Here is a 20,547-nt window from a genome sequence, read left to right on the forward strand (position 1 = left end):
TCTGTTGGAGGGCGGGGATATCAGATTTACCGCCACTTACGGCTACGAGTGACACGCGGTCGCCGACTCTATTCGGACGCGAACTGACCCGATGGCGAGTGTGGTAGTCGGCGAAGGCCTTGGCGATCTCGACCTTGGTGTTCATTACGAACGGGCCGCCGAAGACGACAGGCTGGCGCATCGGCGGGCCGCTGAAGGTCAGGATCTGGACCGGGTGATCGTGTGTTCGGTGGTCTGCGGGTCGATGGTGGACGGCCCGGCGCCTGTGGCGGCGTCGGACCAGGCGGTCTGTCCGGTGCGGATCGTGCGCCCGGCGATGGTGACTCTCCGGCGCCCCGAGCACCAACTGCGCGCCTTCGAATTGGTCGAGCTGCTCGGCTGGGAGAAGAGCCGCGTGCACCACCAGCTCACCCGGATGTCGGGCTGCGGGCTCGTCGAGCGCCGCAGCGTCGGCTCCCGCGCGGTGGCCGTGGTCATGACCAAACACGGCCACGCCACCCTGGAACAAGCCGCACCCAGCCACAGCGCCCACGTCCGCCAGCTGGTAATCGACGTCCTCACCCCGCCCAGCTCGACCAGCTCGCCGAAATCTCCACCGCGATCCTGGACAACCTCACCCGAACGCAATAGCTGCAGGCCCGCGGCACCCTCGAGCAGATCCAGGTTGGGGAACATTCACTCTGTGGGCGGCCCGCGCACGGCGATGCCGTTGAGCGTGTAGCCCAGGCACACATGTTCGGCAAGGGAATGGGCATCGCCGCACCCCAGATGGGAATCAGCCGTGCCGCACACTCGACATCTGTGGCTACCAAGCCCCATGCACAAGAGTTCGGCCTCAGCCACGAAACCGTCGGCAGCTACTTATGCTTCCCCTTACGACAGGTAGGCGCGTCAACGGACTATTGCTCGGAGCCGCCCTGGGGCGGTGGAGGCTGAACCACGTCGGTCCAACGAACTCCGTCGAACCACCGCATCAACCCCTGTCCGTCCAGGTACCAGCCGGGCGGTGGGCCGACGGACATCGGCGGGGCTACGACGACAGCCGGGGGCCTCTTGTCCCCGACTCGGATCAGCGCTCGAATGATCAGGAACACCAGAACCACAGGGGTCGCGAGGATCAGAAGAATTACAAGACCCTCCATGGTGAGCCCCAGGCTGTCCGCGATGATCACCGCAGCGATGGCGCCACCGATGTAGAGCACCGGCGTCACCCACTGTCCCCTGGGGTTGGGTTGCGGCGGTCGATACTGCGGCTGACCGTGCTGGTTCGGTGGCGGCCCTGATGGGGGTGTGCCAGGTATCGGAGGGTAGGACAAGGCGAAACCTTCTCGTGGTGTGGATGTGGATTGTCCATCGGCGGGCCGCCGATGGCGTTACGTCGGCCTGCGTTCGGCCGAGGCGAGCATGCTTGTTCGCGGGGCCGCCTTGCGGTGGGCCCGTGGCAGTCCATGTTCCACAGAGGCGAGCGTGGCGCCGCCATTCTTCTTGCCCTTCTGCGTAGGCGGACTTCACCGGGGAGTATCAGCACGCGAGTCGTGGCAGTGCGTGCTCTTGACCGGGTCGTCACCCCTCACAGCCCTGTTCGACGGGCAGATCGCACTCTTCTGCAGGACTTATCTCATTCGATGGCGACATCCCCGCCTGGGCATCCTTGAGTTCACCGCTCACAAACGGCTGTCGCGTTTGTCGCGTCCGGCTGAATACTGGATCAGGCACAATTTTCGTGATGCTGGCGATCGGGTTTGCTCAGTCGCTCCACAGGATTCGCTTCTGGAGTAGATCCGGTTCTGCTCGGCCGAACATCTGGCGTTTGATCATCTTGATCCGTTGACGTGACCCTCAGCAAACGGTGGGGCTCGAAATACGGTGCAATAGTGCGTCTTTGGGAGAACTCATGGGATGAGTTCATCCCGTTCCTCGACTACGACATCGAGATCCGACGTGTCATCTGCAGCACCAACGCCATCGAATCCTTGAACGCCCGCTACCGACGCGCGATCCAAGCCCGAGGCCACTTCCCGACCGAGCAAGCCGGGGGGATTCAACTGGCCAACGCAACACCGGGTGGATTGCTGTCTGGTTCTGAGACTAGCTGCTCGAGTGCTTCAGCAGGGCTACGCCAGCCGAGACGCTTGCGGGGCCGGTTGTTGAGTTCGGCAGCGACGAACTCGAGGTAGTCGGGGTGGTAGCCGGACAGGTCGGTGAACTTCGGAAAATACTGCCGGAGCAGACCATTCGTGTTCTCGTTCAAGCCGCGCTGCCAGGGCGAGTGCGGGTCACAGAAGTAGATGTCGAGACCGGTCGCCGCGGTGATCTGGACGTGGTTGGCCATCTCTTGGCCTTGGTCCCAGGTCAACGTCCGACGCAGAGTCCGCGGCAACGTGGACATCGTCGCGGTTATCGCTTCCTGGACATCGAGGGCCTTGTGGGTGATCGGTAAATGCAGCAACACGACGAATCCGGTCGCTCGTTCGACGAGCGTGCCGATGGCGGAGCCGTTCCCGGCCCCAGTAATGAGATCGCCCTCCCAGTGCCCCGGCACTGTCCGGTCCTCGGCTTCGGCCGGCCGTTGGCTGATCGAGACCGCACCGGCATGCCGACTTCGACGCTGGTCGGGCTTACGGTGTGGCTTGCGCAGCGCGCGTCCGGTTCGCAAGCACTGTGCCGGTTCGCGTTTGAGCGCTTCTCGTCTTCGAACGTAGAGCGACTGATAGATCGTCTCGTGAGACACCCGCATCCGCGGATCGTCGGAAAAATCGACCAGCAGCCGTCGGCTGATCTGCTCGGGACTGTGCTTCAACAGCAACTGCCGCTCGACATAGGCGCCCAGCCGGGAATCGCGGCAAAGCAATGCCATCTTGGGACGGCGGGCACGCTTGTCGGCGAGTGCCTGAGCGACAGTCGCCCGGTATCCGGTCTTCGGTCGGCGAGTGCCACGGGCGAGCTCGCGGCTGACGGTCGAGGCAGACCTTCCGATCGACCTGGCAATCGCTCGGACACCCTCACCCGCCGCACGGCGACAGGCGATCTCTTCCCGCTCGGCGAACGACAAGCGGGCCGGGCGAGTCGAATGTTCACACCATTGTGGCGGCATCACTCCGCCAGCCTCACGGAACCACCGCCAGCCAACCGTCTTCAACACACCAACCGCCGCGGCCGCGGCGTCGATGATCTCGCCCTCCCGGATCCACGCCCAGAACGAACGCTAAACCTCAACCGATATCGCAGGACGCCCCAACACCAACTCCCTCGTCACGACGGGTGTTGCGTTGACCCCCTGAACCTAAGCAGCACTGAAGTGCCTGTATCTGGTCACCCGATCACTCGACCCGACCGGCGCCGGTCGGGCACGATGGACCATGCGCTGGAAGCCTGCGGTCAACGCCTTCGCGATCACCTTCGCCGACCGCTGGCCCAACGCCCAAACCTACTGATGGCGATCGCCGCAAACACCGTTAGCGAGATAGACCCCGAAGACCCCGTGCGGGCGGACGAAGAGGACGTGTTGAATGGCTCCAACGTGATGGAACCTTCGGCCTGGGCATCGGGCCGGACGGAGAACGGCGGGCCTCGAGTGGCTGAAGAATTGAGCAAGGAGCTGAGCATCAGCCCTCGCAGCGAGAGCGTGCGCGAGGAGCTGGCGGACGCGGCTGCCTGGAGTTCGTATGCGGCGGAGTTTCGCCGGGTGCTCGGAGCCGTGATCGAGAAGAGCGGCGCCGATTTCCTGGAGGTTGGCGGGCTGCTGGTGAATGAGCCCCTTCCTGCGGGGCAGCGCGGCTTGCGCAACGGTGCGGTGGTCCGGCCGCCGCAGGCGATCGGTCTCGCCGAGGCAATGGCAGCCGGGCGTGGGCCTTACTGTCAGTTCACCGCATCGGGACGGCTTCAGATCGAGTCGGGATGGGATGGGGCGGTCCACGTCTACACGACACCAGAGGTGGCCGCCGATCTGGCCGCACTCCATGGTGAGGGCGTGACGTTCCGGTGGCGCGACGCGGCTCCTGAACCCGTAGAGGTCTCCGACCCTGTTGACGCCGTTGCGGACGGGGATTTTTGGGCGAGGGTGGCGGAAGCATCCGAGCGCCTGACCTTGGTCTGTGAGCGCTGGGCGCACGGCGCTCATGGGTGCAGATGGTTCCGCGTGACGGCGGAGAGCACAGCCGAGGTGGCCCGACTACTGCGTCCACGCTCTCTGGTCTGCGTGGCCACAGAGCCGGAGCTGAACCCCCGCGCGGAGCTCCTGGAAGACGACTTCACCGCTTTCGTGGGCCCGCTGCTGCATGGAGAACTGGCCCACCGGAACTACCCCGGTGGAGCCGGCACACTCTCCGAGGTCACCGATGACGGTTCCTCCCTCATGCTGGCCGATGCGTCGCTGGGCGACTGGTGCGCCGTCGTGCCGGACGCGGACGGGGTGGCCAGGGGACAGTGGGAGAGTCCGGGTGCGGCTATCCCGAGAACCTGAGCACCGATCCGTACAGGGACCGCTGGATCGGAAGAGAAGCCCTGCTCTCGTTCAGGTCTGACGATCATCAAAGCAGTCCGCCAGAGCGCGACCAACACCGCCGACAACCATCTGCCAGGAGACAAAGCGCCCGCATCATGAGCGCGAAGTGACGTCACTATTCGCCGTCACGATCACGGCTGAACTGACACACGCGACGTCCGATTTCGCCGATAAACGACGCCGGAATTCACTGGCACAACCAGGCGTGCGCGGCGGTTTGGATGCTGATGTGTGTGCGGCCGTGGGCAGTTGCTTGGGCGCCGCTGTCGAACAGCGGTGTCGGTGACTGGTAGGTGATAGCGGCGCGGTAGGTGTCGGGACTGATCTCGCCGGCCACGAGCCCGAGGCGCAGGGCGAGAAGTTGGTCGCCGTGACAGCCGACCCATCCTGCTGCTTCCTCGAGCAGTGCGCAGGCGACCTTCTGTTGCTGCTTGGTCAGATGCTCCGCACTGGGTCGCTCGAAGAGGTCGAGCAGGCGGCGAATTGCTCTGTCGGGCAGCGGTTGGCCGTCGGGGTCATCCGTCCTTCTTCGGGCTGCGCTCAAGGACGCCGCCGGCGCGCACGGTGAGGGACTCGCCGGTCCTGCTCAGCGCTGCGGCGGTCAGCCGCCAGCGACTCCTCCGATCCGGCGCCGTGCGCGGGGAGGTCCGCGAACCGTAGACAGTCGAGGGGTGTTTCATGATTTGCCATTAAACGATACTTTCCTCAGATCTGATTATATTATCAAAGATGTGCTCGGCCGGGAAGGCGGTGTACGGGCGGACGGTCTCGGCGAGCCAGCTGGGAGAAACGCTGGCGGGACCCCATTCGTCGGTCCGGGTGATCTGGCCCCGCCCAGGAGGCCGCGGTTACGAGAGTTGAGGCAGACTGACCTGCAGGAGGTCACGACGCCGAAATCCTCTCCGCTAGTGATGCGCCGACAGGTGTGCGATGGGCTGCGATCCGGCGAGCCCGTCGCCGATATAGCGGCCGAGCCAGGAATCTCGCCTGCCACCTCGTTCCGATGGAAGGCGCAGGTCCTCGTCGATGCGGGGATCCGCGAGGGCATTCCGAGCGTGGAAGCCGACGAGCTGGCCTCAGCGAACAGACGGATCGCCGCACCGGAGGCCGAATTGACTGCTCCCCCAAAAGTAGTGGGTTCACGGACGGTGACGGTATTGCGGTGGAACCAACGCACTCGCGTAGTTCGGTGCGTGAGAAGGCGTCCGGTTCCGGCCGATCCGGCATTGGAACGTCGACCGGGAGGCGGGCCGCAGCCACGGACGAGGAAGTGCGAGGGGAGACCATGAACATTTTCGCTGCCGCGCGATAGGTCCAGCCGCGATCGACGATCAACCTGCCAGTCGCAGACGGGTGATCGCGGTGAGTGTTGCGTTAGCGTGGGACACGAAGGCCTCCGGGCTCGTGAAGCGGTTCCCAGACAGTTCCACTTCACAATCGGAGGCCTTCACCTGTCAGCCGGACTCACCACAATGAGTAGGCCGGACAACCTCCCTGGACATCACAACCTAGCCGGCGAACCCGGGGCACAGGTTGGTGGTGGCGGCGCTGACGAAGAGCACGCCCTGGTGGAAGTGGTAGGTGGTCTCGACCGCGGAGATCTCGTCGAGTACCGAGGTGCCGCCGCGCAGGTGATCGCAGGTCGCGTACCCGGCGGCGACCATCTCGTCGGCCTTCTTACCGGGCAGGGTGGCGTGGTTGATGCTGATCTCCTCGAGGAACGAACCCTCGGCACTCGGGTCGGCGGTGGCGGTGGCACCGCCCAGCACGGTTGCGCCGAGCGCGGCGGCGGTGACGGCGGTCGCGACGGCGAAGGTGCGGAAGCGGTTGCGGGTGATCCCCATGATGTGGTTCCTGTTCGAGAGGTGTTGTGCCTGTGAGATCTAATGATTCCGTCCCGGCGCTCCCGGAAGTAGCCACCCCAGGGATGAGTCGGCCACCCCCTGTGGCGCGCTGGACGCACGGGGAAGGGCCCCGGTGCGCGGACGGGGCCGCGCTCGATAGCGCGAGGTTTGTTTCTCCGGTTCTGGTCGGTCTGCTGTCGGTCGCGGGCGGAGCGTCCTGGACTGATGGTGCTCGGGAACTATCGCAACGCCGCTTCGACCTGTGTTCCTCTGAGCCGAATCCGCATCGGCGGGCGATGGTCGCCACGCCGCCATCCAGAGCCCTCGAGCGCCCTTCCATATGCCGGAAGTACCGGATAGCAGGTGTGGCTACTAGCGTGCGAGCGGGTGAGGCTCACCGGTGAGGGCGGCCAATACCGCAGCGACCGTGGCCAGGCGGTGAGGGTCGAACCGATTCTGGTCTTCGGTGTTCCGGCCGCGTGCGCGTCGTTGTTTGAACAGTCTGGCGGTGTGACGTCCGAAATTTGTTTCGACGAATACCTCTGTGGTGTAACAGACCCAGTTCATGTTCATTTGTAGGTCGTCGGCCCAGGGGAGTTCGCGGCGAAATCGGCGGACGAGGTATTGGTAGCGGGCGAGATCTGCGGGTGTTCCGTTCTGGTAGCGCAGGACCCGGTCGGCGGCTTTGCGGCCGCCGCGTTGTCTGACGTGGCCGAGTAGGCGCGTCATCAGGGTGGGGGAGATGGGCTGCCATCGGATCGCGCCGCGGTATTCGTGCAGTCGGATCAGGCAGTCGTCGCGTTCGAGGTCCTCGATACGCAGCGCGAGCGCTGGACCTCTGCTGCATGCGGTTTCGATGTGTAGTCGCAGGATGAGTGCGTCGAGTTCGGTGTCATCGCCGGTGGTCGCGGCCACGCGGCCGAGATCCTCGATCTGCTCGACGCTCAGAGCGCAGGCGGGTCCAGGAGGTTGAGGTGCCTTGCGGGCCTGAGCAGCCGGGTTCGCGTCGGGTTCGATCAGACCGTCATCCTGGGCGTTCTGGTACAGGAAACGCATCGCTGCGATGAGATTGGCTTCTGCGCCGCGCCCACCTGTGCTGTTCGCCCGCACGACAGCACGCAGCCTTTGCCGGGCCGCGCACTCCTCGATCTCCACCGCTGTGAGCGAATCGAGAGATCGTTGACCCCACACTGTTTCGATGATCGGCCAATACGAGCGGTAGTGGTTCGTGCCTTCAGGCTTGCGGATCGCTATCCATTGGATGTATTGGCTGATGGTGGGCATGCGCGCTCGATCGGGCTGCGCGGATGCCAGGTCGTCGAGGGTCAGCCCGAGTGAGGCGACCAGTTGCAGGGCGGTATCGACATCCTCGCGGTTCATCCGACAGCCGCCTCGAACAGATCCGGGCGGTAGGACCACAACGCCGCACCGACCGCCCGTAGAGGGCAGACGACCAGAACGCCGCAGTCCAGGCCGCCGGCCATCAAAACCCGCTCGCCGGTGTGTAGGCGCACCGAGCGGCGGGCGGAGACCGGCAGGAACAAGTAGCCGTTCGCCGCGACCGATGACTCGCTCTCGGCGACAACTCGGATCCGCAGCAGTCCCTGGCTGGGCTCGATCGATACCGGTTGCCCAGCAACCCATCCCAAGCGTTTGATCACCGACCGGTCACCCAACCGGCCTGCGGGATCGATCGTTGTCGTCGCACAAGTGAACTCACCCATCGGCGGCACAGGCAACTCGACAGGAAAAGCGAACGGAATCCCCACCCGACGAGCCTCCCGGGTCATCGATGATGAAGCCTCCACGACACCACCAGCAGATTTGAACTGCACACGGATTTCTCCGTCGGCGCTCGCAACACCCGATGGGAAACCATGCACCGAAGACATCGGCGCAGATTCCGGGACGCCCCAGCCTGCCGGCACCCGCCGGGATGACGATTCTCCAGACCTTGTGCTCACGCTTCGATTCCTCACTCGCGACAGTCCGGGCGGCGGCAGTTTCGCCGCCTCTGACCGCACTGACGACCTCCACCGAGCAGGATCCACGCTCTCAGCGCCCAACGGCCAGTGTCATGACGCGAATCTTCCGGTCTCGAAGACGAAATCTGCTCGACCTCAACTTATTCGGCGCTCCGCCCGTTACAAGCCTCCCGGACGAGCGCTCAGGGCGTCAAGATCAAAGAGCTACCCACTTTGTACACATTTTCGGAAATACACCCACACTGGGCACCCTTTCATCCCTCAACAGTCGAAAAGATGCCCACAGTGGGTGACTTTGTCGGCTGCTGCGAATGACGCCGCCACGCAGGCGCCAACGGCACCCGTGGGCCGCCGAAGCGGCGGGGCGGAGGGATACTGCCGATACAACACTGTTCGGGTCAGGCTCTCCCACCTCCGGGCGCTGACCGCGGGCTCCAACGCGGGCACCGCGCTGGGGGAGTTGCAGCCGCATCTGCTGCCGCTGGCCGACCGGGTGCACGCACGCACGACGGCCGCCGGACCGGCCGGCCACGATGTGATCTTCCTCGGGCTGCCGCACGGCCAGTCCGCGGCCATCGCCGCAGAGTCGCCCGAATCCACGGTGATCATCGACTGCGGCGCTGACTTCCGGCTCACCGACCCGAACGCCTGGGAGATTCATCGCTGAACCATCCATCAGCTCCCACCAGCCGGCCGCCCCATGCCCGCCGCGGATCCTTCGCATGAGGAAACGCTGCCGCTGATTCTTCAACCCGGCGGCCAAGCCCTACCGGTTGAGAGGGCGTTCTGAGCACCGGCAGAACCCCTATTCCCGACCGATCGAACGTGTCAGCGCCTCCGCTTTTGACCGACTAACTACGCAAATTTGCGGATCTGCGGTGTCCAGACCACCTCAGAGGCCCTAAAAAGAACGCATCCTCTGCAAATTTGCAGAGGATGCATGACAAAACGTGTCCGGAGGGGGAGTCGACCACTACGCACACGTGCTGTACCAGCGAAAACTACTGGTCGTGGGTGGCTGACTGTCGCAGGTTGCAGCCCTCGGCAGGGCACCGAAAACAGGGGCGAACCGGGGAACGTCTGCTCGTTGTGGGTTCGTTCTCGATCCCCGAGAGCGATCGAGCCGGGGTGGATACCGGGGAACAGCAAGGCTGTCGATGGCGACACGTGGCCGCAGCCAGGGCGGTAAGCGCTCTGGGGTTCATTTGCCGGTGACTGGATGGCACCACTGTGAGTCGTGGGTGTTGTATATGGTCAGTCCTGATGAGCGAGTTGGGCGCGGAGTGTGTCCAGGCCCATGCCGCCGAGTTCGAGCGCGCGGGTGTGAAAGTCTTTCAGGTCGAACGCGTGCCCGGCGCGCTGACGGGCTTCGTCGCGGGCGGTGAGCCAGAGTCGTTCACCGAGCTTGTAGGCGGGTGCTTGGCCCGGCCATCCGAGGTAGCGGTCGATCTCGTCGCGGGCCTCGGCTGGGTCGAGGACGGTGCGGGTCAGTAGGAATTCCGCGCCGAGGTCCGGTGTCCACCGCTTGCCGGGGTGGAAGCCGGCACCCGCGGGGATCTTCAGCTGCAGGTGCATCCCGATATCGACGATCACCCGTGCGGCACGGAACAGTTGTTGTGCGAGCATGCCGAACAGATCGCCGTCGTCGCTGAGGTATCCGAGGTCGCGCATGAGGCGCTCGGCATAGAGTGCCCAGCCTTCACCGTGCGCGTGCGGCTTGCCGTAATTGCTGCGCCGGCGCGCCGTGCACACGATCGGCGGCGGCGACGAATGTGGAAAAGAACCCTGCCCCATCGCGCAGTCCCGCCCAGGTTTCCGCCTGCTCGGCGGTCTTGGTGATCTGCCGTTGTGCGGATACCTGTCCGCGCTGGGCGGCGCTCAGCAACGAGGCGTTCAGGCCCTGCAGCGTGCCGGGAATCTTGGCCAGTCGTGTGGCGATGAGCGACCATGCCTCGGCGGTGCTGGTGTCCATCAGATCGAACACCATCCGAATGTCCTGTACCGGGCTGGAGATCACGTTCAGCGCCGCTGCCGGCAGGCCGGCCTCCAGTATCTCGATCTCGAGTCCGATACGGTCGCAGAACACGGCTTTCGCGACCCGCTCACCGTCGTCGGCAGGCTCGGCGGCAGCACATCGCGCAACGCGGCGCGATAGATGTCCGCGCGAAGATCATGGCCGGCAGGCGAATAATCAGTGAGACAGTCCTGATCTCCGGTGAGCCCGAACATCGCGGCCGCCACCGGATCGGCAGCCGGGTACTCGGTGACGAACCGGTCACAGATCTGATGGACACTCTCGCCTGATGCCATGCGGCGCACGCTACCGCCCGTCCGCTGGGCCGGGCACTGACCGCGTTGTGCCCACGATCGAATCGAGGGTGCCCGATATATCGAGATCATCGATGGTAACGGCGGGATCGCGGGTAACCGTGCAAAGTATTCGCAGGTATCGGGCGATGACCGTATCGAGCGTCGATCGATGGAAGAGGTCCGTCGCGTATTCGAGGGTCACGGGATACCCGTCGGCCGGTTCGGGGCTGTCGGTGACGGAGAAAATGAGGTCCGACCGCGAAATCCCGAGCGATACGGGATAGCCGGTGACCTGTATATCGGGGAAGCGGACGGCCGGGAAGACGTGACTCTGGAATACCAGTGTTACTGGTACCACGGAGGTCAGCAGTCGGTCGAATGCGCCGGATCCGTCCGGATCGAGTAGCTCGACGAGATGTTGCAGCGGAAGATCCTGATGGGCGTATGCCGCCAGGGCCTTTTCTCTCACTGCGGCGAGTAGTTCAGCGAATGAAGCCGGCCCCTCGACGGAGACGCGGAGAATCCACGAAGCGTGGAAGAATCCGATGAGGTCGGTGAGGGCGTCGTCGACGCGGCCCGCGATCGGAGAGGCTATCGAGATATCGTCACCTCCGCCGAGTTGGCCGAGCAGCACCACCAGGGCGGCCTGGAGCACCATCGGGGCGGTGGCCCCGTGAAGACGTGCGATTCGCTGTATTCCAGCGCGGGTTCGGCTGTCGATGGTGAACTCTGCCGTGCTGCTGGGATGGCTGGGCCTCGCTCGACGCGGCAGGTCGGTCGGTAGTAGGCGATCAGTGGGGAGCCCGGCGAGTTCTCGCTTCCAATAACGGGATTGGCGGGAGAACTCACTCTCGGGATCGCTGGGGTCGCCCAGAAGCTGGTTGTGCCATTGGGCGTAATCGGCGTATTGGACCGGCAGCGGGGTCCATCGGGGTTCGGTGTGGCTCCGACGTGCGGTGTACGCGTGCGCCAGGTCACGGCCGAGCGGATGCAGGGACCATCCGTCGGCGGCGATGTGGTGAAGAACCAGCAGCACCACGTGTTCGTCCGTACCAGTGCGCAGTATCGCCGCGCGAAAGGGTATATCGGTTGCGAGATCGAATGGGTGCCGGGCGAGTTCGTCGACGATTCGTGCTGCGTCGGTCGCGTCCACCGGCGAATGGGAGGTGATGGTGATCGGGCAGTCGACGGGGTCGTGGATGTGCTGGTAGGGCTGCCCGGTGGGGGCCTGTCGGATAGTGGTGCGCAGAATCTCGTGGCGCACCACGAGGTCGTGTATCGCGTCGGTGAGCGCGGTTGTGTCGAGGGGGCCGGTCAAGCGCGCGGCGAGTGGCATGTTGTAGTTCGCCGAGGGGCCTTCGATGCGGTGGATGAGCCGAAGGCGTTCCTGGTTGGCCGACAGCGGGGGCCGCGCCGGCCGCTCCTGTGGGGTGAGGGACGGGCGTGGGGTGATGGTGTTGTCGAGGTGGGTGGTGAGTTGGGCGATGGTGGGGTTGTCGAAGATGGTGCGGAGGGGGATTTCGGTGCCGAGGGTGGTGCGGATCAGGGAGGCAAGGCGCGTGGCGCGCAGCGAGTGGCCGCCGAGATGGAAGAAATCGTCATCGATGCCCACTGCGGGGATGTCGAGTATTTCGGCGAAGAGGCCGGTGAGTAGGCGTTCGCGGGCGGTGCGGGGGGCGCGGTATGCGGTGGTGGGGGTGCGAGTGGGTTCGGGCAGGGCGTTGCGGTCGAGTTTGCCGTTGGGGGTGAGCGGGAGATTCTCGAGTGTGACGATTGTCGTGGGGACCATGTAACGGGGTAGTAGCGATGCCGCGAATCGGCGTATCTCGTCCAGGTCGGGATCGGCTGCGGTGTCGGTGACGATGTAGGCGGTCAACTGTGTGTCGCTGGTGTTGTCACCGCGGGTGTGGGCGAGTACTACGGCGTGAGTGATATCGGGATGGCGGGCGAGTGTGTTCTCGATGTCGCCGGGTTCGATGCGGAAGCCGCGGATCTTGATCTGGTCATCGGTGCGGCCGAGGTATTCGAGTGCGCCGTCGGGGCGCCGGCGGGCGAGGTCTCCGGTGCGGTACATGCGTTCGCCTCGAATGAATGGATCGGCGACGAACCGTAGCGCGGTCGGTCCGGGCCGATTGTGATAGCCGCGAGCGAGCTGGGCGCCGGCCACATAGAGTTCGCCGGCGACTCCGGTCGGTACCGGCTGTAGCCACGAATCCAGTACGAAAACCCGGGTATTGGCCAGCGGATGCCCGATCGGAATCGGGCGATCGGGCGCGTCATCGGCGGTGAGTCGGAATATTGTCGCGAGAACCGTTGTCTCCGTCGGGCCGTAGCCGTTGAAGATGCGAACGCCGGGTAGGGCGGCCCGGCTCTGTTCGACGATTCCGCGCCGGAGGGGCTCTCCGGCGAAAATGATTGTTTCTGTGATGCTTTCGCCGTCCAATTCGTCGACCACCGCGGTGAACGCCGTAGGCACCGTGCTGACGATGCTTCCGCGCGAGTGGTGCTTCCGCAGCTCGAGAATATTTTCGACGAGTTCTATGGATGCGCCGGAGCACAGGGCGGCGAATATCTCGAAAATCGAGACGTCGAACGCCGCGGATGTACTTGCCACGATCCGGGTATCGGCTGTAATGCCCACTGCGGACGAAAGTTCGGCGATGAGGTTGGTGGTGTTGGCGTGGGTGATGGTGACGGCTTTGGGTCTTCCGGTGGTGCCGGAGGTGTAGATAAGGTAGGCGGGGTTGTGCGGGAGGGGTGGATTGTGGGTTGTGGGTGGGGTGGGCGTGTGGAGATGCCGGGCGTGGAGGTGGAGGCGAGGTGTGCTGGTCGGAGGTAGTGGGGTGGTGGTGTCCGTGAGGATCAGGGTGGGTCGGGCGTCGGTGATGATGTCGGCGAGCCGGGCCGGTGGGTGAGTGGGGTCGAGGGGTAGGTATGCGGCGCCGGTTTTCAGGACGGCGAGCATGGCGATGATGAGGTCGGGGGTGCGGGGTATAGCGATGGCGATGATGGTTTCGGGCTGTGCGTTGTGGGTCGTGAGGTGGTAGGCGAGGTTGGTGGCCCGGGTGTCGAGTTCGCTGTAGGTGAGGGTGCTGGTGCCGGTGTGGATGGCGATGTTGCCGGGGGTGTCTCGGATTCGGGCGTGGAGTAGGTCGACCAGGGTGGTGGGGTCGGTGTGGGTTTCGGGGGTGTGGCGGAGTCGGCGTAGCTCATCGGCGGTGAGCAGGCCGAGGCGGCCGACGGCGACGGTCGGATTGCTCGCCGCAGCGTGGAGGAGCTGCTCGTATCGCGCGATCAGGGTCTTGATCGTGGCGTCGTCGAACAGGGCGGTGGCGTATTCGATGGTGATCGGGTAGCCGTCGGTGGGGTTCGAGGCATTGGTGATCGTGAACGAGATGTCGACACGGGAGGTACCACTGGTCATGGGCCGTGGAGTGGCGCGAAGATCCGGCAGTGTGAGGGTGGGTGGCGGTTCGTTGAGGAAAGTGAACAGGATTTGGAAGAGGGGATGGTGTGCGGCTGTGCGGGTGGGGTTCAGCTGTTCGACGATCTGGTCGAAGGGGGCGTCCTGGTTGGCGTATGCCGCGAGCGCCTTCTGCTTGACCTGTGCCAGTAGCTCGGTGAACGGCGCGTCAGGGGCGATGATGGTGCGCAGGACCCAGGTGTTGACGAAGAATCCGACCAGGTCGCTGAGCGCTTCGTCGGTGCGGCCGGCGATAGATGAACCGATGGGGATGTCGCGGCCCGCGCCGTACTTGTTCAGCAGGAGGGCCAGCGCGGCCTGCAACACCATGGCCGGAGTCGCGTTGCCCTCCCGGGCGAGTTGTTCGACGGCGAGACGAATGTCGGGTCCGATATGGAACGTCGCGGTGGTGCCCCGGTGATCGGCCGCGCCTGGGCGCGGTCGGTCGGTGGGGAGAGGGAGCAGATCCGGGAGCCCTGTCAGTTCGGCAGTCCAGTATCGAAGTTGTCGCGAAAGTAGGCTGTCGGGGTCGTCGATGGAGCCGAGTAGTCGGTTATGCCAAAGGGCGTAGTCGGCATATTGGACCGGAAGCGGCGTCCACACAGGTTCGCGGCTCTCGCGGCGGGCCCGGTACGCGCTGGTCAGATCTTGTATCAGCGGAACCATCGACCAGCCGTCGCCCGCGATGTGGTGCAGTACCAGGGCGACGGTGTGGTCGTGATCGTCGTGCCGAAAGATCGAGGCCCGCAACGGAATATCGGACGACAGCTCGAAGCGATGGCTCGCCAGTTCGGCCAGCGCGGCCGTGGTGTCGGCCTCGGAGGTACTGCGATGGACTTCGATGGGAATGTGCAGATCGTCGGGATCCAGGATGTGCTGGTGGGGTCTTCCGTCGGCGTCGGCGTATACCGTGCGCAGAGTCTCGTGCCGGGCGACGACATCGGCGACGGCGGAGGTGAGCGCGGCGAGGTCGAGTGGCCCGTTCATCCGCACGGCCATCGGCATGTTGTAGGTGGCCGATGGGCCTTCCGAGCGGTGAAGGAACCACAGACGTCGTTGAGCGGAAGACAACGGCACCACCGCTGGCCGCCGCTGTGGTGTGAGGGGGGTGCGTGGGGTGGTGGTGTTGTCGAGGTGGGTGGTGAGTTGGGCGATGGTGGGGTTGTCGAAGATGGTGCGGAGGGGAATCTCGACGCCGAGCGCGGCGCGGATGCGGGAGGAGAGGCGGGTTGCGGAGAGGGAGTGGCCGCCGAGTTGGAAGAAGTCGTCGTCGATGCTCACCTCGGGTAGGCCGAGGACATCGCTGAACAGATCGGCCAGTGTCTTTTCCTGGGCGGTACCGGGTTTGCGGTATGGGACCGTGGATCGGATCTGCGGTGCCGGTAGGGCGCCGCGGTCGAGTTTGCCGTTGGCGGTGAGCGGGAGGTTGCCGAGTGGTATCAGCGCCGTCGGCACCATGACGTCCGGCAGTTGTGCCGCGAGGAATTCGCGGACTTCCCGGATGTCCACGGCGGCCGCCGGGTCGGTTACCAGGTAGCCGACGAGTCGGGTGTCGCTGGTGTCGTCGCTGTGAGTGTGGGCGAGGACGACGGCCTGGGTGATGCCGGGATGGCGGGTGAGGGTGGCTTCGATTTCGCCGGGCTCGATGCGGAAGCCGCGGACTTTGATCTGGTCGTCGACGCGGCCGAGGTATTCGAGCATGCCATCCGGGCGCCAGCGGGCAAGATCGCCGGTGCGGTACATGCGTTCGCCCGGGGCGAAGGGGTTGGCCACGAATCGGGCCGCGGTCGGTCCCGGCTGCCTGTGATAGCCGCGGGCGAGCTGACCACCGGCCACATAGAGTTCACCGGGCGCGGCCGGAGGAACAGGTTGCAGCCAGGGATCGAGGAGGAAGGCGTGGGTGCCGGCGACCGGTGTGCCGATGGGAATCCGATCGGGCACGGGGTCGGCCGGGGTGAGTGCGGCGGTGGTGACGTAGACGGTTGTCTCGGTGGGGCCGTATCCGTTGACGATGTGAGCGTCGGGGAGCCTGGAAAGGGTCCGACGGACGAGCGCGCCGGTCAGCGGCTCACCGATGAACACGACGGTATGCGGCGTGAGAGTCGCTGGAGCATCGAGAATTGCGGCAAACGCGGAGGGTACGGTGCTGACCAGTTCCCCGGCGGTCCCGGGGCGCCGGGTGAGTTCGAGGATGTTGCCGATCAGGTCCACGGTGCCACCGGTGGCGATCGTGGTCAGGATCTCGAACACCGAAACGTCGAATCCGGCGGAGGTGGCCGCGACGACTCGACCCGGGCCCGGCGGTCGAAGTGCCGCGGCGGCGGCAATGTGGGTCGCGAGGTTCCGGTGAGTGATGGCGACGCCCTTCGCGGCGCCGGTGGTCCCGGAGGTGTACATCAGATACGCGAGGTTGTCGGGGTGGACGCGGACCCCGCCGTCGGGCTCTGTTGCGTCTGCGTCTGCTGCGGTGGAGTCGAGGCGGACTCGGGGTATCGCGGTGGGGGGCAGCGTGATGGTGCTGTCGGTGACAATGAGCTCCGGTCGGGCATCGGCGATGATGCGGATCAGCCGAGCCGGTGGATGGGTGGGGTCGAGGGGGAGGTAGGCGGCGCCGATTTTGAGCACGGCGAGCATCGCGATGACAAGCTCGGGGGTTCGGGGCAAGGCGATGGCAACGATCGAGTCGGCACCGAGGGCCGTGGTCGTGGAGCCGATCAGGCGGCGGGCGAGCCGGGAGCTACAAGTGTCGAGTTCGGCGTAGTCGAGGTGTTGATCGCCGCATATCAATGCCGTTGCGCCCGGAATCTTCCGGACATGGGTCGCAAACAACTCCGGCATGGTCGGGCCGATGTTCCCGGCGTCCGTAGCGGCTGCCGCCCCGCTCCGGACACGCAGAATCCGATCACGCTCGTCGGGGGTGAGCACCGAAAACCGTCGCACTGCCTCGGCCGGATCCGTTGCGGCGAGGGTATTCAGCAGCCCCAGAAACCGTCGATGATGTCCGGCCGCGGTCTCGGCCTCGTAGCGGTCCGCGTTGACGACAAGGTCGATACGTGTGCGGCTCGGAGTTCTCGGCAGGTCGTAGATGTCGAATGCCGCGTCCTGAACCAGTCCCGCCGAAACACTGTGTGCCGCAGCGCGATAGCCACCGAAGTCGAAATTCTCCAAAGATGACATGAAATTGAGCTGGAGTCCGGCAGAGTTTTCTACCCCGGTCGTGGCCCGCAGCTCTCGGGTAATGCTCTCGCCGCGATACCGATGATGCCGAACAACAGCGGATACTTCTCTGCCGACGGCGAGTAATAGTTCCGATATCGGCCCATCGGGATGAACTTCGATGCGCAGGGGAATCATATTCGCGACCGTGGCGGGCATTCGACGCAACACGCCGGATGCCCGCGCCGATACGGGAAGTTGAAGGAGCAACTCACAGCGGCCCGTCAGCTTGTGCACGTAGAGTGCCGCGGCGGCGATGAATACAGTCGACAGTCGAATACCGAATTCTGCGGCTGAACGCTGCAGTGCGGCGACGGTATCGGTATCGAGGTAGCCGGTGTGGCGGATTACGGAGGAGACCGGGCTACGCGTATTGCGATCCGCCAGTGTGGCAGGCTCCGGGGAGCCGTCGAGGCGGCCCCGCCAATAGTCGCGGTCCGCACGGTATCGATCCGAGTTCCGATACATGTTCTCGGCATCGACCAGCGCGGCAAGCGACTCGAATCGTGACGGGGACGGCAACCGGCCGGCCGAATATGCGGAATAGAGGTCTGCGACGCGCTGAGCGATGAGGGTATAGCCCACACCGTCCATGACGATGTGATGGTACCCCTGATACCAGGCATTGCGATCGGCCGCGAGCTTGAACAGCGCAAATGTCACGAGGCCACCAACTTCCGGCCGCCGTGGATCGGAAAGCTCCGATCGCATCCAGTCTTCGGCGCGGCCGATCGGATCCGGATCGGTGCTGAAGTCGAACACCTGCAGAGTTCTCGCCGGCCGATCCGCGACGTACTGATACAGCGTGTGATCGGGCTGGGCGAATCGGGTCCGGAGCGACTCGGCTTCACACATCACCTGCCGGCATGCGCGGTCCATGAGCGTGGGATCGATCGGTCCGTCGATGAGGAAGTAGCCACCGAACCGATGGATCAGCGAGGACGGATGCAGCTGGTGCGTCAGCCAAATCTCTTGTTGCGCTTGGGTTGTCGGTAGCCGCGTACCGGACGCAGTGCCGTTGTTCATGCTCGCGCTCTCTCGATGCCTCGCCGGGCGGCCCGTGACTTTCTCAGTGGCACAGTGGTATCCATTCCTGCCTACGAACTTCGACCTGACCGAGCCGACGTGGGTGCTCGCTGCGACTGCACGGACCATCCAATGGCTAGCACGCGGAAACGGTGCACCGCAACGATTCCCATCGCTGGTGAAGTTCGCGGCTTTCAGCTCGATAACCTCATGGAAGGCCGCCGCGGCCAGTTCGATTCGGCCTGGTTGTCGAGAGTGACGCGGCCGGATTGGAGAACGATCATGAACGCAACGACGGGGACAATCGCGTCCGCGGTATCGGACCTCAGGACGACTCCGCTCGGTCAGCTGTCGGGCCAGAGCCTGTCCGACCTGATGAAGAACCTCAGCAACTCATCGGTTACGACCCTTTCCTTCAGCTCCAGGGTCTGATAGTCCGACGGAGCGAGCAAAGGCCGACTGAACCATGCACCCGAATTATGAACCGCTTCCTTTCCGGCAGTACGTGATAAAAGTGCACAGTCGGTGCGATCTGGCGTGCGACCACTGTTATATGTACGAGCACGCCGACCAGTCCTGGCGCGGCCGCCCCATGGAGTTCGCTCCGGAGACTGCCGCCCAGGTCGGGTTCCGCATCGCCGAGCATGCCGCGGGCCATGCGCTGCGGCGTGTCTCGCTCGTTCTGCACGGTGGCGAGCCCTTGTTGCTCGGTCCGGCCCGAACCAGGGAAACACTGGCTACGCTGACGGCGGCGATCGCCCCGGTCGCCGAGCCGGACCTCTACATCCACACCAACGGGGTACGGCTGGATGAAGAGTTTCTCGATCTCTTCGTGGAGTACAATGTCCGCGTCGGTGTCTCGCTGGACGGCGACCGCGCCGCGAACGACCGTCACCGTCTCTACCGCAACGGGCGCAGTAGCTACGACAAGGTGCTCGCCGGTCTGGAGTTGCTGCGAAAGCCACAGTACCGGCAGCTGTACACCGGCCTGCTGTGTACCGTGGACATCGCAAACGACCCGGCGGCCGTGTATCGAGGCTTGCTCGAACAAGAGCCTCCCGCGCTGGATCTTCTACTTCCGCATTCCAATTGGGAACACCAGCCGCCCGGTCTGCGCGCGCCGCGCGACCCCGACGACCCGACTCGCGGCGGCGGTGAGTATTCCGACTGGCTGATCGCGATGTTCGAGGCGTGGAACGCCGATGGACGGCCGGTGCCGTTACGCACCTTCGATTCGCTGCTGGCAGCGATGTACGGACGGCCCAGTGGCGCGGAGTCGTTCGGGCTGGATCCGGTCGACCTCCTGGTCATCGAGACCGACGGCACATTGGAACAGGTCGATTCGTTGAAGACGGCCTATCCCGGCGCGGCGGCCACCGGCCTGGATGTTTGGCGCAACAGCCTCGACGAGGCGGCCGCGATTCCGGGAATCACCGTGCGCCAGCAAGGCGTCGACGGCATCGGCGAAACATGCCGGTCCTGCACGCTGGTGCAGGTCTGTGGCGGTGGCTTCTACCCGGATCGATACCGGCCGGGCGCCGGTTTCGACAATCCCTCGGTGTATTGCGCGGATCTCAAGGAGTTGATCGAGTACATGGCGAAGACAGAAGCCGACGCAGGTCGGGGTGGTGCGCAGACAGCGGCTCGGGATTCCGCGGCGTCGGCGCACAGTTTGTCGGATGAGCAGTTCGCTCGGTTGGGGGCTGGTTTCGGGGATGCTGCGGCGGTGAGTTGGTTGGGGGCGGCGCAGTCGTCGATTCAGCGTGAGTTGGTGGCGGCGGTGGGGCGGTTCGGGCCGCAGGGGGATAAGCGTTTCACTGATGCGTGGGATTTGCTGGTGTCTTTGGATGCTGCTGTTCCGGAGGCTGTTGGTGTGGTGTTGGCTCATCCGTATACGCGGGTGTGGGCGGTTGGTCTGCTGGATGGGATCAGTCGGGGTGAGTTGGTGGGGGAGGATGTGTATCACTTGGAGGCGGTGGCGGCGGCTGCGGCGGTGCGTGCGGGTCGTGATGTGCGGGTGCCGGTTCCGGTGCGGGGTGGTGTTGCGCCGTTGCCGACGTTCGGTGCGTTGGTGGCGGGGTCGAGGGATCGGGTGTGGATCGATGCGGGTTCGGTGGCGGGTTTGGATTTGGTGCGGCCGTTGCGTTGTTTGACGGCGGAGGGGATTTCGGTGGTGCTGGAGGACACCGACCCCTACCG

At 64.8% G+C, this 20,547-nt stretch carries 12 protein-coding genes and 4 pseudogenes; 5 read left to right on the top strand and 11 right to left on the bottom strand.

Annotated elements, in window-relative coordinates; genetic code table 11:
* Window positions 1-181 (bottom strand): pirin-like C-terminal cupin domain-containing protein (locus tag ACL03I_RS38205; RefSeq protein WP_412808506.1); only part of this gene is annotated, 181 nt, incomplete at its 3' end.
* Here ACL03I_RS38205 and ACL03I_RS38210 point away from each other — a divergent pair.
* Entirely contained in the window at window positions 92-721 is a 630-nt protein-coding gene (locus ACL03I_RS38210; RefSeq protein WP_355081250.1) for a MarR family winged helix-turn-helix transcriptional regulator, read from the top strand. The two genes, ACL03I_RS38205 and ACL03I_RS38210, sit on opposite strands and share 90 nt — an antisense overlap.
* 178 nt (window positions 722-899) lie before the next feature.
* On the opposite strand, the gene ACL03I_RS38215 is transcribed toward ACL03I_RS38210, so the two are convergent.
* A complete protein-coding gene (locus ACL03I_RS38215; RefSeq protein WP_357888896.1) occupies window positions 900-1,211 on the bottom strand; it encodes a DUF2510 domain-containing protein in 312 nt (103 codons plus the stop codon).
* A gap of 627 nt (window positions 1,212-1,838) precedes the next feature.
* Here ACL03I_RS38215 and ACL03I_RS38220 point away from each other — a divergent pair.
* Window positions 1,839-2,033, top strand: a pseudogene (locus ACL03I_RS38220) (transposase); the annotation flags it as partial.
* Window positions 2,034-2,041: 8 nt separating this feature from the next.
* Here the strand turns inward: ACL03I_RS38220 and ACL03I_RS38225 are convergent.
* Window positions 2,042-3,187, bottom strand: a complete 1,146-nt coding sequence (locus tag ACL03I_RS38225; protein ID WP_459561400.1) for an IS30 family transposase — start codon at window positions 3,185-3,187, stop codon at window positions 2,042-2,044.
* Window positions 3,188-3,287: 100 nt separating this feature from the next.
* On the opposite strand from ACL03I_RS38225, the pseudogene ACL03I_RS38230 reads away from it, so the two are divergent.
* Window positions 3,288-3,434, top strand: a pseudogene (locus ACL03I_RS38230) (IS256 family transposase); the annotation flags it as partial.
* 1,257 nt (window positions 3,435-4,691) lie between these two features.
* Here the strand turns inward: ACL03I_RS38230 and ACL03I_RS38235 are convergent.
* The 5 genes and pseudogenes from ACL03I_RS38235 to ACL03I_RS38255 all read right to left on the bottom strand — a co-directional run bounded on the left by ACL03I_RS38235 (window position 4,692) and on the right by ACL03I_RS38255 (window position 8,117).
* Window positions 4,692-5,048: a DUF6283 family protein gene (locus ACL03I_RS38235; RefSeq protein ID WP_412808507.1), complete on the bottom strand. Its 357-nt coding sequence runs from the start codon at window positions 5,046-5,048 to the stop codon at window positions 4,692-4,694.
* A gap of 718 nt (window positions 5,049-5,766) precedes the next feature.
* A pseudogene (locus ACL03I_RS38240) lies at window positions 5,767-5,892 on the bottom strand (IS481 family transposase); the annotation flags it as partial.
* A gap of 120 nt (window positions 5,893-6,012) precedes the next feature.
* Window positions 6,013-6,348: a DUF732 domain-containing protein gene (locus ACL03I_RS38245; RefSeq protein ID WP_412808508.1), complete on the bottom strand. Its 336-nt coding sequence runs from the start codon at window positions 6,346-6,348 to the stop codon at window positions 6,013-6,015.
* Window positions 6,349-6,720: 372 nt separating this feature from the next.
* Window positions 6,721-7,728 (bottom strand): site-specific integrase, encoded by a 1,008-nt coding sequence (locus tag ACL03I_RS38250; protein WP_355077930.1) that lies wholly within the window; start codon window positions 7,726-7,728, stop codon window positions 6,721-6,723.
* Entirely contained in the window at window positions 7,725-8,117 is a 393-nt protein-coding gene (locus tag ACL03I_RS38255) for a hypothetical protein (protein ID WP_412808509.1), read from the bottom strand. Before ACL03I_RS38255 ends, ACL03I_RS38250 begins: the two co-directional genes overlap by 4 nt.
* Before the next feature lie 559 nt (window positions 8,118-8,676).
* Between ACL03I_RS38255 and ACL03I_RS38260 the strand changes: the two genes are divergently transcribed.
* Window positions 8,677-9,000: a hypothetical protein gene (locus tag ACL03I_RS38260; protein WP_412808510.1), complete on the top strand. Its 324-nt coding sequence runs from the start codon at window positions 8,677-8,679 to the stop codon at window positions 8,998-9,000.
* Window positions 9,001-9,587: 587 nt separating this feature from the next.
* Here the strand turns inward: ACL03I_RS38260 and ACL03I_RS38265 are convergent.
* The 3 genes and pseudogenes from ACL03I_RS38265 to ACL03I_RS38275 form a co-directional block, all read right to left on the bottom strand.
* Entirely contained in the window at window positions 9,588-10,004 is a 417-nt protein-coding gene (locus ACL03I_RS38265) for a DUF885 family protein (protein ID WP_412808511.1), read from the bottom strand.
* A 28-nt stretch (window positions 10,005-10,032) separates the two neighbouring features.
* Window positions 10,033-10,470, bottom strand: a pseudogene (locus ACL03I_RS38270) (DUF885 family protein); the annotation flags it as partial.
* Between the two features lie 183 nt (window positions 10,471-10,653).
* On the bottom strand, window positions 10,654-18,348 hold the full coding sequence (locus ACL03I_RS38275) for an amino acid adenylation domain-containing protein (RefSeq protein ID WP_412808512.1): 7,695 nt from the start codon (window positions 18,346-18,348) through the stop codon (window positions 10,654-10,656).
* Window positions 18,349-18,901: 553 nt separating this feature from the next.
* Between ACL03I_RS38275 and ACL03I_RS38280 the strand changes: the two genes are divergently transcribed.
* On the top strand, window positions 18,902-20,547 hold a 1,646-nt coding region (locus ACL03I_RS38280; protein WP_412808513.1), incomplete at its 3' end, for an FxsB family cyclophane-forming radical SAM/SPASM peptide maturase.

The sequence above is a fragment of the Nocardia sichangensis genome, from assembly GCF_047200615.1.
GTDB classification, from domain to species: Bacteria; Actinomycetota; Actinomycetes; order Mycobacteriales; family Mycobacteriaceae; genus Nocardia; species Nocardia sichangensis.